13 protein-coding genes are annotated in these 12,796 nt (G+C 66.7%); 5 read left to right on the forward strand and 8 right to left on the reverse strand.

All coding sequences use genetic code 11. The features are described from left to right. Nucleotides 1-1,184 precede the first annotated feature (1,184 nt). Nucleotides 1,185-1,547: a helix-turn-helix domain-containing protein gene (locus ACTMTF_RS40455; protein WP_091081204.1), complete on the forward strand. Its 363-nt coding sequence runs from the start codon at nucleotides 1,185-1,187 to the stop codon at nucleotides 1,545-1,547. Between the two features lie 26 nt (nucleotides 1,548-1,573). Here ACTMTF_RS40455 and ACTMTF_RS40460 read toward each other — a convergent pair whose 3' ends face one another. From ACTMTF_RS40460 to ACTMTF_RS40470, 3 genes are all read right to left on the reverse strand, one after another. Beyond that, complete coding sequence (locus ACTMTF_RS40460; protein WP_091081201.1) at nucleotides 1,574-2,164, reverse strand: ClpP family protease; 591 nt, start codon at nucleotides 2,162-2,164, stop codon at nucleotides 1,574-1,576. Beyond that, nucleotides 2,161-2,787 carry a ClpP family protease gene (locus ACTMTF_RS40465; protein ID WP_355041006.1) on the reverse strand — a complete coding sequence of 209 codons (627 nt, stop codon included), beginning with the start codon at nucleotides 2,785-2,787 and terminating at the stop codon, nucleotides 2,161-2,163. The genes ACTMTF_RS40460 and ACTMTF_RS40465 overlap by 4 nt, the downstream gene beginning before the upstream one ends. A gap of 578 nt (nucleotides 2,788-3,365) precedes the next feature. Then, entirely contained in the window at nucleotides 3,366-3,836 is a 471-nt protein-coding gene (locus ACTMTF_RS40470) for a MarR family winged helix-turn-helix transcriptional regulator (RefSeq protein ID WP_397013863.1), read from the reverse strand. 245 nt (nucleotides 3,837-4,081) lie between these two features. On the opposite strand from ACTMTF_RS40470, the gene ACTMTF_RS40475 reads away from it, so the two are divergent. Continuing rightward, on the forward strand, nucleotides 4,082-5,935 hold the full coding sequence (locus ACTMTF_RS40475; protein ID WP_441115412.1) for an extracellular catalytic domain type 1 short-chain-length polyhydroxyalkanoate depolymerase: 1,854 nt from the start codon (nucleotides 4,082-4,084) through the stop codon (nucleotides 5,933-5,935). An 867-nt stretch (nucleotides 5,936-6,802) separates the two neighbouring features. Here the strand turns inward: ACTMTF_RS40475 and ACTMTF_RS40480 are convergent. Further along, nucleotides 6,803-7,702, reverse strand: a complete 900-nt coding sequence (locus ACTMTF_RS40480) for an SDR family NAD(P)-dependent oxidoreductase (protein WP_441115413.1) — start codon at nucleotides 7,700-7,702, stop codon at nucleotides 6,803-6,805. An 89-nt stretch (nucleotides 7,703-7,791) separates the two neighbouring features. Between ACTMTF_RS40480 and ACTMTF_RS40485 the strand changes: the two genes are divergently transcribed. Then, entirely contained in the window at nucleotides 7,792-8,382 is a 591-nt protein-coding gene (locus ACTMTF_RS40485) for a TetR/AcrR family transcriptional regulator (RefSeq protein ID WP_441115414.1), read from the forward strand. A gap of 253 nt (nucleotides 8,383-8,635) precedes the next feature. Here ACTMTF_RS40485 and ACTMTF_RS40490 read toward each other — a convergent pair whose 3' ends face one another. From ACTMTF_RS40490 to ACTMTF_RS40500, 3 genes are all read right to left on the reverse strand, one after another. Next, nucleotides 8,636-8,797, reverse strand: a complete 162-nt coding sequence (locus ACTMTF_RS40490; RefSeq protein WP_441115415.1) for a hypothetical protein — start codon at nucleotides 8,795-8,797, stop codon at nucleotides 8,636-8,638. A gap of 263 nt (nucleotides 8,798-9,060) precedes the next feature. Next, the gene (locus tag ACTMTF_RS40495; protein ID WP_441115416.1) at nucleotides 9,061-9,531 is read right to left on the reverse strand and encodes a zinc ribbon domain-containing protein; all 471 of its coding nucleotides are present in this window, start codon (nucleotides 9,529-9,531) and stop codon (nucleotides 9,061-9,063) included. 182 nt (nucleotides 9,532-9,713) lie between these two features. Continuing rightward, nucleotides 9,714-10,175, reverse strand: a complete 462-nt coding sequence (locus tag ACTMTF_RS40500) for a cupin domain-containing protein (protein WP_441115417.1) — start codon at nucleotides 10,173-10,175, stop codon at nucleotides 9,714-9,716. An 87-nt stretch (nucleotides 10,176-10,262) separates the two neighbouring features. On the opposite strand from ACTMTF_RS40500, the gene ACTMTF_RS40505 reads away from it, so the two are divergent. Next, nucleotides 10,263-10,856, forward strand: a complete 594-nt coding sequence (locus ACTMTF_RS40505; protein WP_441115418.1) for a TetR/AcrR family transcriptional regulator — start codon at nucleotides 10,263-10,265, stop codon at nucleotides 10,854-10,856. Between the two features lie 272 nt (nucleotides 10,857-11,128). Here ACTMTF_RS40505 and ACTMTF_RS40510 read toward each other — a convergent pair whose 3' ends face one another. Then, complete coding sequence (locus tag ACTMTF_RS40510; RefSeq protein WP_441115419.1) at nucleotides 11,129-11,695, reverse strand: TetR/AcrR family transcriptional regulator; 567 nt, start codon at nucleotides 11,693-11,695, stop codon at nucleotides 11,129-11,131. 107 nt (nucleotides 11,696-11,802) lie between these two features. Here ACTMTF_RS40510 and ACTMTF_RS40515 point away from each other — a divergent pair, with 107 nt between their 5' ends. Beyond that, nucleotides 11,803-12,741 (forward strand): NADP-dependent oxidoreductase, encoded by a 939-nt coding sequence (locus ACTMTF_RS40515; RefSeq protein ID WP_441115525.1) that lies wholly within the window; start codon nucleotides 11,803-11,805, stop codon nucleotides 12,739-12,741. The last annotated feature ends 55 nt before the right edge of the window (nucleotides 12,742-12,796 follow it).

Below are 12,796 nucleotides of genomic sequence, written 5' to 3' on the forward strand. Positions count from 1 at the left end.
TGCACACCGCCATCGGTGACGTCCCGCCCGCCGAACACGAAGCCGTCTACTACGCTCAACACCAGCCCCAACCGGCGACTGGAGTCAACCAATAGAGTCTCCACCGATCCCGGCGCGGTTCAAGGTTCACGATCGATACGGTGAGGCCTATATTCTCCACCACCTTGGCGACAAGCCTCCTCGAGCTCCAGGACAGCACCGGGACGAGGGAATCCTGGATTCAAGCACTCTCCATCATGGAGGAGTTGGGTCATCGCGATACCGAGGATTTGCAGGCGAAATTGGCATGCTTGAGATGATCTACTGAGCGAACGACCAGCAGGCGTGACCAGCGGGCTGACCGCTCTGCCAGGGGCGACACTGATCGCCGGACCTTGGCTCATCGCTGCCGAGTCACACCAGGCTCCGCACCCGGTTTCGCGGCGCTTGTCACCTGGGCCGGGATGCAACCCTGGTCGGCGAGCTGTTTACGGGCCTGATTTTAGGGGCCCACGACCAACCGAGCGGCTCGCCGGTACAGACGCGTTCGACCGGCAGGGCGAGCACGACGAAACAGCGATGGCGCATCAGGCTACGTGGATGCGGTGTCTGGGGCTGGGGATGGTGGTGGGCCATGTGCGTCCGGTGGCGCTCGCCCCTCGGACACCGGTCACATAAAAGCGCCAGGTCTCTGACCTGGCGCTTTTGCTTTGTCTTGGCGCTGAGGGTTCAAGTCGGGGAACCTATAGCCCCAGGCCAGGCGTATGGGGGTTCATCTCCCCCTCCGACATACACGGTAAGCCCATGGCCCTCAGTACGCCGTCGGTGAAGAGCCGGCGGCGGGCTGAGCACCTCGGGTCCTGATGCGCCGAGGTGCTGGGCCTGGGGGTCGGTACGGCGAGTGCGGGAGGGGCGGTCGGTACCGGCGACGGACATGGCGTTCAGGATGCCCGCGCCTCACACGAGTGGCCGGCCTGGCGTTGGAAGGACCGCAACCCGGCTTCCGGACCCCGCCTCACCTTGCAGAGCGCGGTGTGCGCCCTGGTCACGTGGCCGGGTGACCGGTGTCACCGAGTGGTCGCCGCCGCAGCGCCCACTCGTGAGCGGGCGGAGGCGCCCTGAGGGCGGGCGGAGGGGCCAGTGACTGGTTCTGCTCTACGCGAAGCCGACAGGACTCGAACGTGAGGTCTCCCTATGGTGTAGGCATGGCCTCCTCCATCCCGCCGCTGCGTCCGGCGATCGATCGGACCGCCCCCGAGTTCTCTCCGGTTCGCGAGCGGCTGTGGAGGCAGGTGCTCGGTGAGTGTCTGCGAGGCATTCGTCACGAGCGAGGCGAGAAGTTGAGCGAGACGGCGAGTCGCGCCGGAGTCTCACCGCAATATCTCTCCGAGATAGAACGAGGGCTCAAAGAGCCGTCGAGCGAGATGATCGCTGCGGTCGCCGGAGCGCTGGATGTGACCCTGGTCGATCTGACCCTTGCCGTGGCCGAGAGCCTGCGCCCCGCTCAGCACAGCGTGTCGAGAGGCGCTACCTGCTCGGCGGCGACGGCGTACGCACTGGCCGCATAGCGCGGCTTGCCGGGGTGTCCACGGGGTTAGGAGTGCTCCTCGATGATCTGGTCGAGGAGCCCGTACTCCAAGGCCGCGGTCGCGGTGAACACGCGATCGTGATCGGTGTCGGCGCGTAGGGTCTCGATCGTCTGGCCGGTGTGGCGTGACAGGATGCGCTCAATGTCCGCCCGGACACGTACGACCTCGTCAGCCTGCAAGATGAGATCGGGGATCGTTCCGCGCCCTTGAGCGGCCGGTTGGTGCAAGATCACCCGTGCGTGTGGGAGAGCGGCACGTTTTCCCTCGGCGCCTGCGGCGAGAAGGACAGCGCCCACGGCGACGGCCTGTCCGACGCAGGTGGTCGAGACCCGCGGGCGGATATGACGCATCGTGTCGTAGATCGCGAGCATCGCGCTCGGGTCGCCGCCTTCGCAGTTGATATAGAACTGGATCTCGGCATCGGGGTTGTCCGACTCCAGAAAGATCAGCTGCGCGATGAGCGCGTTCGCGACGCCCGCGTCAATGGCGGTGCCCAGATAAACGATTCGCTCGGTGAGCAGGTGCGAGTAGACATCCATGATCCGCTCGCCGCGAGGATTCTGGGCGATTACGTTCGGGATCGTATATGAGGTCACTTGCCGACTCCTTCGGTGATGCCGAATCCGGGCCGCGGGCGATGGTGGGGCGCGATTTCGCCGAAGTTCTGCACGATCGCATCGATGAAGCCGTAGTCGAGTGCTTCTTGCGCTGTGTACCAACGATCGTGCAGGGAATCCTCGAATATGCGCCCGACGGGTTGTCCCGTGTCCTCGGCGATGAGGCCGAGCACCGTGTCGCGCGTATGCCGAAGGTCGTTGGCCTGCAGTTCGATGTCAACCGCGGTGCCGCCGATTCCCGCCGAGCCCTGGTGCATCAGGACGCGTGAGTGCGGCAGGGCGCGGCGCTTCCCGCGGGCTCCCGAGGACAGCAGGAATTGCCCGGCGCTGTAGGCGATGCCCAACACGAGGGTCGATACGTCACAGGGAATGAGTCGAATGACGTCGCGAATCGCCAGCATCGAGGGAACCGAGCCGCCCGGGGAGTGGATCCACAATGCGATGTCGGTCGACGCGTCCTGGGTGGCGAGTGTCATCAATTGCGTGGCCAGCAGCGTCCCGTTGTCATCGTCGAGAGGGCCGTCGAGAACGAGAACACGCTGCTCATAAAGCTCGCGTCTTACCTGCGCGTTCAACAGCGGAAGTTTTGATTCTTCGCTCATGCGTCCATCATGTGCAGCGATTCGGACCAGGGGTGACGCGATCTGCCTGGGGCAGATCTGCTGTGAGCTGATCGATCTCCTGAGCTGGGACGACTCGGCGGCCAACGGGTTGGGGAAGGTGGCGACGGTCAGCGGGGTTCAACTTGGTCGCGATCTTGGAACCCGGCGCCGCCGCACAGTGCGACTACCTGCGCGAAGGTCTCCAACCTGATCCGTCACGGACATCGTCAGGCCACATGAATGCGATGTACGGGAATAGAAATGTCGGCAGGCCATGTGCGGCCGATGGTGCTCGCTCGGATACAGGATTACCCCATGAAGAGCTCGCCTTGAGGGGCGGGCTCCAGACGAGACCATCGAAGACACCCGCTGGATCGAGGACAGCGCCCTGCCCTGACGAAGGGCGACTCCTCTCCCGCCTTTGCGATCAGAATTCGCCACTAACGCCTGGTGATACGCCGCGCTGAGGCACCGTGCTTTCAACGCGCCCGCGGCTGGGCGCGCGATTCCGCAGTACCGTTCAGGAAGCAGGCCGCTCGGCCCGCGCCATCCTGCTTGCCTCATCCGAAGGACCGGGGTCAGGGGCGTGTGTCCGGGTGGAGGGCTCGGGCGCACAGCGTGAGCGCTTCCGTGAGTGTCGTGCGGTCCGGGTCGTCGATCTCGGCGAGCATGACGGCTTCGATGCTGTCGAGGGAGCGGTCGCATCGCCGGAGGGTGCTCAAACCTTTCGGGGTAAGGCGGGTGCGCAGAGCGCGGCCGCCGCAGGGATGCGGATCGCGGCGGATCAGGCCGCGTTGTTCGAGATCGCGGATGACCAGGTTCATCGCCTGCGGAGTGACGAAGGCGATGCGGGCCAGATCGGCCGAGGATGGGGCGTCGCGCAGGCGCAGCTCGCTGAGCGCCATGTATCCGGTGGTCGTCATGCCGTGCCGGGCGAGCGCTTCATCCAGGCAGGCGCGGATGCGGCGTTCCAGCCGGAACACCAGGTAGCTCACACGGGGCGGCGGTGCGTCCGGCGCAGCGGCCGCGGGGACACCCGGATCGGTCACCAGGAGACGATATCGCGCCCCGTCAGGACGGGCTCCAATGTAAGTTTCTCACACCGTTATCAAGGACCTTGATAACAAGTTACTTGATAACCAGGGGAAACGGCTCATTGCCAGGTGAACTGGCGGGCATGCGCGCCAAGCGTGCATTGACGGTGGATCGTGGCCCTTCTATTTTCCAGCGACCGACGTCAATACGCGGCAGACCGATCCGTGGCGCGCCGCGGATATGGAGAGGAGGAGTGCGAATGAGACGATTGACCACGGTGCTGGCTAGTGCCTGCGCCGCGGCGCTCTTTGCCGTCATGACCGTTGTACTCGGATCGCCGGCCGTCGCCGCCACCCTGGTGGAGGTGACCAGCTTCGGCAACAACCCGGGCAACATGCGGATGCACGTCTATGTGCCGGACTCGCGCCCGGCCTCGCCGGCGATCGTGGTTGCGATGCATGGCTGCGGCGGCTCCGGTCCCGGCTTCTACCAGGGCAGTGAGTTCGCCTCGCTGGCGGATCGATATGGCTTCATCGTCATCTACCCGACCGCCACCCAGTCGGCAGGGTTCGGCAACTGCTTCGACACCTGGTCGGACGCGGCCAAGCAGCGCGGCGGCGGCAGCGATCCGGTCTCGATCGCCTCGATGATCGACTACGTCGAGCGGAACCATCAGGGAGATCCGAACCGGGTCTACGCCACTGGAAGCTCGTCCGGCGGCATGATGACCCAGCACATGCTCGCCGTCTACCCGGACATGTTCAAGGCAGGGGCCTCCTTCATGGGTGTGCCCTTCAACTGCTTCGCCGGCGCCTCCGACTACCCGCCCGGAAGCAGCAGGTGCACCGGCGGGAGCATGGACCGAACACCCCAGCAGTGGGGCGATGCGGTCCGCCAGGCGTACCCGGGATATTCCGGCTCCCGCCCGCGCATGCAGCTGTGGCACGGCACCAACGACACCCTCGTGCCCTACTCGCTGCTGCGAGAGTCGATCGAGCAGTGGACCAATGTGTTCGGGCTGAGCCAGACCCCGACCAGCACCGACACCCCGCAGGCAAGCTGGAACCGCAGCCGGTACGCCAATCCGTCCGGCACCGTGCAGGTGGAGGCGTACAGCATCCAGGGCGCCGGGCATGCTCTTCCGCAGAGCGGTATGGCCCTCTACGCCATCGAGTTCTTCGGTTTGACCACCAGTCCGACCGACACCACGCCACCGACCACGCCAGGCACGCCGGTCGCGTCCAACGTGACCGCCGCCAGTGCCACGCTGACCTGGACCGCGTCCACCGACCAGGGCGGCTCCGGCTTGGCCGGCTACAACATCTACCGGGAGCAGGGCGCCACCGACCCGCAGCTCGGCCAGTCCACCACCACCTCGATCACCCTGACCGGGCTGAGTGCCAACACCCAATACCAGGTGTACGTACGGGCGCGTGACGGCGCGGGTAACCTGTCGGGCAACTCCGCGCCGGCCACCTTCACCACGGCCGCCACCGGAGGCGACACCATGCCGCCGACCGCCCCGGCCGGGCTCACCGCCTCGGGCACCACCACAACCGGCACCAGCCTGACCTGGACGGCCTCCACTGACGACACCGGTGTGACCGGCTATGAGATCCTGCGCGCTCCCGGCGCGATGGGCGGCACGTTCACCCAGGTCGACACCTCGGCCACGACCTCGTTCACCGACACGGGCCTGTCCCCGGACACCACCTACCGCTACCAGGTCCGGGCGCGCGATGCCGCTGGTAACGTCTCGCCGGTCTCCAACACCGTCCAGATCACCACTCAGGGAGGTACGACCGGTGCCTGCTCGGCCACCCCGACCGTGCAGTCCCAGTGGGGGAACGGGTATGTGATCCAGCCGCTGACCATCACCAACACCAGCACCTCGACGATCACCAGCTGGACCGTCACCTTTACCCTGCCGGCCGGGCACACCCTGACCGGCTCGTGGAACGCCACCATCACCACCAGCGGCCAGACCGTCACGGTCAGAAGCGTCAGCCACAACGGCACGCTCGCGCCGGGAGCCGGCACCACCAGCTTCGGCTTCCAAGCGAGCAGGCCCAACGGCGACACCGCCCTGCCGTCCGGCTACACCTGCGCCTGACCGTCAGCCTCACGCGGTATGGAGAACGTCATCAACGATAACCGGCTGGGTGAGCTTGCCGAGAGACCGGACGTCCTCATCCGCTGGTACTCGGCCAGGCCGCAGGAGCACCCGCCGGTCTCCGGCAGGTCGAGCCGCGCATCCCAGGCGAGTTCCCGGTAGCCGGCCAACGGCGGCGATAACGGAGCGGGCCTGCTCGTAGCCAGGGCCAGCAGGAACGTGAACCTGCTGGCCGTCGCTCTTGCCCCCGTGCGGCGCATCCGCTCTCACTGCTGCGTAGGCGCGACTCGCGTCGCCCGGCCGGAACGCCTGGTGTGAACCCGTCGCCTTCGGCACTCGCAGGCGGCCGTCCCGTGAGCCCCGGCCGTGACATTCGTTGTGCATGCCCCGGTTGTTCAACTGGGCGATGACAGGTCACACTACGTAAATCCGGCATGTCAGGCCAGGAACATCAGCAGGCCATGTGCTTCCAGTGGCGCTCAGTCCTCGGACACAGGTTTACCCCATGAAGAGCTCGTCCCGAGGGGCGAGCTCTTTTGTGTTGAGCTCAGTTACGACACGGGTCGCCCGTGGCAGACGATGACCAGGCCATTGGCTCGTAATGCAGAGACGATCTCTGCCGGGTCCTCCCGTCCTCGGCCGCCGACATGCGCTGGCCATCGCGCGTCCACGCACCCATAGCCCATGGGCGAGCCGGCGCCCGCTGGGCCGTAGTGCCTGGTAGGCGGCCATCAGCGTGCTGAGGCCGGAGGAATCACGATCAGGTGCGGCGGATCGGGGATGGACCCAGGCGTACACGGCTGGGCGCGATGTCGCGGACGGGAATCACCCGGTCCGTCTAGATACGGCTTCGCGAAGTCTGCGCTATCAGCGTGAATGAGTGGGCAGACCGACCAGTGCCGCACTGTCATGCCACAGCTTGGTCATCAGGTCGTCGCGTAGCGCCAGGTCGGATGGGGCGGGCCAGGTGAGGCGGTCACGACGCAGGGCGGCGTGGACGTGTCCAGCGGGTGGGCGGGCGGTGCCGAGTGCCAGTTCGGCCAGGGCGCGGCCGGCCGCGGCTCGGCTGTTGAACCGCGGGACGATCCGGCGGAGCGGTGAGCCGAGCAGCCACCAGCCGGCCCGAACGGGAAGCGGTGCCTCGCGGACCAGACCGGTGCCGGGAGTCGGTCCCGGGTCATACGCGACCACGGTGAGCCGGCGTGCCTGCGCCTCCGGTTGGGCGGCGAGGGCCCGAGCGGTCAGGACGGTACAGAGCTTCGAGGAGGCGTAGGCACGCCCGCCGGCGGTCCGCGGCTCGCGGTCAAGGTCCGGATCCTGGTCGGGGTGGGCGAGCAGCCGCGCGTCGGCATGGCGCGGCGGCGGAAGAAGCGTCCGTTCGGCGGGGTTGTGCGTACCGCTGGTCGTCAGCACCACAACGCCGCCGTCCGTGAGTCGCGCGAGCAGCAGACGCAGCAGCAGATAATGCCCGAGGTGGTTGACGGCGAAAGTCGTCTCGAAGCCGTCAGCCGTCCGGCCGTCCGCGTCGGTGCGGCTGAGCCCGGCGTTGAGCACCAAGGCGTCGATCTCCGGCGCCTGCTCGCCGACGGCGTCCGCGAAGGACCGCACGCTGTCCAGGCTGGCCAGGTCGAGCCGGTACGCGTTCAGGCCTCTCGGCGCACGGCCCCGCGCCCCGAGGATCAACCGGTTCCCCGGTACGGTCGCCATCTTCCGCGCGGCGATCTCGCCGATGCCGGACGTGGCACCGGTCATCACGATCGTGGTCATGCCGGATGTCCTTCCACAGCGGGATAAAATGAGTCATAACTCGACTTCAAAATATGAGTGATCACTCGACTTGTCAAGAGAGGTGCCGCATGGCCCAGGACGAGAACAGACCGCTGCGCGCCGACGCCCGGCGCAACCGGGCCCGGGTCCTCTTGGCGGCGGAGGAGGTCTTCGCCGAGAGCGGGCCGTCCGCGTCCACGGAGGAGGTCGCCCGGCGGGCCGGTGTCGCCATCGGCACAGTTTTCCGGCACTTCCCCACCAAGGAGGATCTCGTCCAGGCGGTGTTCGCCGAGCGTGTGCAACGGCTCGTCGACGAGGCCGAGACGTTGTCCACAGCGGACGATCCGGCTGCGGCGTTCTTCACGTTCTTCACCCACCTGACTGAGTTGTCGGTCACGAAGTACGCCTTTGCCGACACCCTGGCCGCCGTGGGGGTCGATGTGACAGCGGTCGGACGCACACATCCTCAAGTCGTGGGCCGGCTTCACGCCGCCATCGACACGCTGCTGACCAACGCGCAACGAGCCGGGGCGGTGCGGGCCGACGTACGGGTGCCGGAGGTGGTCACCATGATGATCGGCGTGTCCCGGGCGGCCGAACACGCGGGCTCCGACCGGAAACTCCTTACCCGCGTCCTGACGATCATCTTCGATGGGTTGCGGCCATCAGATCGGTCCTGACGCACAGGTTCCATTACGACCTCACATGTCGGTCGGTCCTGGGCGAGTGGTGCCCGACCACCTGGGCGCGGTGGACGTCGTAGGCGACCAGGCAGGCCGGCGCGCCGCCAGGGTGTGTTCATGGGCGACCCGCATCGTCCGGGCGGCGCCACAGGCGAAGTCCCATGAGACGCAGCCGTCCCGCTCACGGACGATCAGTGGGAGGGCCTGATCCGCTTGATCTTGTTCCTGTAGACGATCTGACTGCGCCTCACTAGTTAGTGCTCTGAATCGGCGGCTTGGTTTCCGCTGACTCATCGAGACGGCTCCCGAACTGGACTCTCGCGAGTCGCCGCCCGAAGGATTCGGCGAACTTCTGGATCGTTTCGGCGGTGGGCATCCCGCTGCGCTTGAACGAATCCCAGTCGCCGATCATGTCACCGGTTTCGCAGGAGAAAGCGGCTGCCCCTTCGAGGAGAGACCGGGCGCACGCGGCCGCAGGATTTGCAGGCACGTACAGCGGTCTCCGCCGCATCGGCGAACGGAAGAAACACGAGAGGCCGGATCGCTGTCCTCGACGGCCGAATTCTTGGTTTGGCGTTGGGCATAAAACCGCCTCAAGCTACGCGGATGCGGTGCATGGGACTGGGGATGGCGCTGGGCCATGTGCGGCCGGTGGGGCTCGCCTCGGACACAGGATTACCCTATGAAGAGCTCGTCCCGAGGGGCGGGCTCTTCTGTGTTGAGCTCAGTTACGACACGGGTCGCCGCGTGGCAGATGATGATCAGGCCATTGGCTCGTAATGCAGAGACGATCTCCGCCGGCTCCTCCTGTCCTCTGCCGCCGACATGCGCTAATAGCGCTGCCAGCAGCCGATCCTCACGCACATATAGGAACTTCGGGCCGGACGCCTCGCGAGGCCTGGCGCTGGTGTAACCGTGACGGCACCGATATCCGGGCTGTTCGTTCACCCAACGCGAATCCAGACGGCGCGCGCAGAACCCGCACTTCAGTAGACCCGCGAGCAGATAGACGCGCGGACTGCCGTACTGGGTGGGTCGAGCAGCCCGGATCGCCTGCGCGGCGACGATGACTCGCGATTCCGCGCAGTCGACCACCACCCCAGCCACCGGCCCGGTGTCCCGGTAGATCTCCCGAGGCTTCAACACACAGAACTCGTTGCGATCAGCGGGCCAGGTGCATAGGGCGGGCCGCCGGTCGGCGAGGAAGACCGGGCAGCAGCAACCTCCTGCCGGATCTCCCGGGTCAGGAGTCCACTCAGCCATATCCGCCCGGTTTTCCCGAGTACTACGGCGACCTCCTCCGCAGCGGGGGCGGTGCTGGCAGGAGGTTACGGTGCGAATTCGGTGGATGGTTCGGTGGCGTAGTTCTTCCAGATCGGCGCCATGGTTTCGCGTGTCATGGGCTGCCCGGACTCGACCATGGCCTTGAGGTCGCGGAAGTACTGCACGTACAGATCCGGCGTGAAGGTGGTCAGCATGACCGCCGGGTCGTCGCCCATGTTGGCGAAGGTGTGCGGTGCGCCCGGCGGGACCGTGACCCACGTGCCGGCACCCACGTCATGGTTGTCCAGCCCTATGGTGAACCGCACGTTGCCCGAGAGTACATAGAAGCCTTCGTCGTGCTGTGCGTGGCGGTGCTGCGGAGGACCGGGAGTGTGCGGGGGAATGACGACTTCACCGATTCCCAAGCGGTGATCGGTGTTACTGCCGTCTTCGAGGATCCGGATCTGCGACGGACCGCTGGCGATGAGTTCGCCCTCGCCGGGGCCGACGATCGATACCTCAACCATGAGGAAGCCTCCTGATGTGATTGCATCTTGTGCAATCACTACCGTAGCACTGGCGACTGCACATTGTGCAGTCGCTAGACTCATGGCATGCCGCGATGGAAACCGGACGCAGTCGAGCGCCTGCAGACCGCCGCGTTGGAGCTCTTCGACGAACAGGGGTTCGAGCGCACGACGGTCGCCGAGATCGTCCAGCGGGCGGGGCTCACCCAGCGAACGTTCTTCAACCACTTCGCCGACAAGCGCGAGGTGCTGTTCGGGTTGAGCTCAGAGCTTCAGCAGGAGATCATCCGCGAGATCGCGGCCGGCGGCGACACCTTGCCACCGCTCGACGCTGTCGTGCGCGCGCTGGAAGTCGTTGCCGACAAGATGTTCGAGAATCGCCGTGCTGTGGTGACGCGCCGTTACGCTGTTATTGCCGCCAACCCGGAGTTGCAGGAGCGCGAACTCAGCAAGAACGCCGCGCTCACCGACGCCATCGCAGCCGTGCTGTACGCGCGGTGCGGCGATCCTGAAACCGCGTTCCTCGCCGCCGGTGCCGCCATGCTCGCGCAGCAGGCGGCATTCCGGAATTGGACGCGACCGGGCGAGACCCGGACCTTGCGCGATCTTCTGCCGGACGCGTTGCACTCTCTGCGCACGACCGTCAACCAGAACTCGGTCGACCCGCCCCTCCCGGCTTGACGGCATCGCCGACGCAGCGCCGTCCGCGTCGGCGACGCGAGTCGGCCTTGTCCCAGCTTGAAACATGGTCGGAGATCTCATCGCAACAGCGGGCAAGGGTCTCAAACCAAGCAACCACGATCGCCCACCCTGACGGGCGGGTCAGCGCCTGGACCGGCTGCGGGTGCGCGACGTGCTGTGTTCGCCCGGGCTGGCGCGTACGGCTTCGACATCTCCACCACGCCTTCCGTCGCCGCCGGTCATCGTGGTGTAGCGAGCGCACCAGCACGGGGTCAGTGCGTAGCGGTCAAGGTGCGCAGTTGGGCGAACGACCGGTGGATGGTGTCGCGGAGGTCGAGTTCGTCGGCGGCGTCCACCCATCGTTGGAAGGCCACGCGGTACACCGCGGAGCCGGTCTCGGCTGCCAGGCTGGCCTCCGTGTCGCCGATGCCGCGCCGTCGTAGCCCGTCGGCGACCGCGGCCGACATCTGTTCGAGTTTGATCAATTCGCGTTCCCGGAGCTCGGCGTTGGCCCTGATCACCGTGTGCCTCTGCCGGGCGAGGCCACGGTCGTGTCCGATGATGTCGGCCATGGCGTCGAGCGCCGCAGCGACGAGATCCAGCGCTGTCGCCGTGGCGGGCGCGGCCTCCAGCGCGGCCAGTGCCTTCTCCTCCAGCTCGGCCGCGGCATCGAAGAGGACCTCGCGCTTGTCGGCGAAGTGGCGGAAGAAGGTACGGGCGGTCACGCCGGCCCGGTCGGCGATGTCGGCCACCATGGTCTGCTCGAAGCCCCGTTCGAGATACAGGGCCAGCGCGGCCTCCTGCAGTCGACCACTGACTCCCGGCTCCCAACGTCCCATACGCCGAGTTTAGTGCTGCCCTGTGCCGAACCTCGTAGTGATGTCATCAGGTGACATCGCCATGCTACAGTGATGTCATCAGATGACATCACTGAGGGGTGTTCGCCATGACGACGAAACGCATCCAGTACCACCGGTACGGCGGGCCGGAGGTGCTGCGGCTGGAGGATTTCGCGCCGGCGCCGCCCGGCCCCGGTCAGGTGCTGGTCCGCGTGAAGGCGGCGGCCGCGAACCCGATGGACTGGAAGATCCGCAGCGGGGAGATGAAGGTCATGACCGGCCGGAAGTTCCCGCGCGGCGTGGGGCACGACTTCGCGGGCGTCGTGGCGGCGGTCGGCGCCGGCGTCACCCGGCTCGGCGTTGGCGACGAGGTGCTCGGCGGGACGGGCCTGAAGGCGGCGGGGGCGTTCGCCGAGATGGTCGTCGCCGAGGAGAACGCGGTCGCGTCGAAGCCGGCGAGTCTCTCCTGGGAGGAAGCCGCCGTGCTGCCCGTCGTCGGGCTCACCGCCTTCCAGGCCATGGTCGGCATCGGCGAGCTATGCGCCGGGCGCGCCGTGTTCATCCACGGCTGCCTCGGCGGAGTCGGCCGATCCGCCGCGCAGATCGCCCTGGCGCACGGCGCGTCCGTGGCGGGCAGCTGCCGCGACACCGCCATGCATGAGGCACGGGAGCTGGGTATCGACCCGGTCGTCGGATTCGACGTCGATACCAGGAAACACCCGCGGCGATTCGACGTCGTCTTCGACACCGCCGGCACGCTGCCGATCGGAAGGGCGAAAGCGTTGCTCAAGCCCGGTGGCCGCATCATCGACATCAATCCCACGCCGGCGAGGTTCCTTCGCAGCGCGCTACCGGGACCGTACCGAGTGCTGATGGGCAAAGCCAATGTCGCGGACCTCGATGCGGTCGTGCGGGCTGCCGGAGAGGGTCTACTGCGGATTCCGGTTGCCCGCTCCGTGCCGCTCGGCGAGGCGATCGCGGCGCTCACCGAGCTGGAACGGCACCGCGCACCCACGGGCGGCAAGCTCGTCATCACGACCGACTGACCATCGCATCGTTCGAAATCCCGAATCAAAAGGACAAGGCCACGTCACCGACATT

The organism is Nonomuraea sp. ZG12 (assembly GCF_052068115.1).
Taxonomy (GTDB): Bacteria; Actinomycetota; Actinomycetes; order Streptosporangiales; family Streptosporangiaceae; genus Nonomuraea.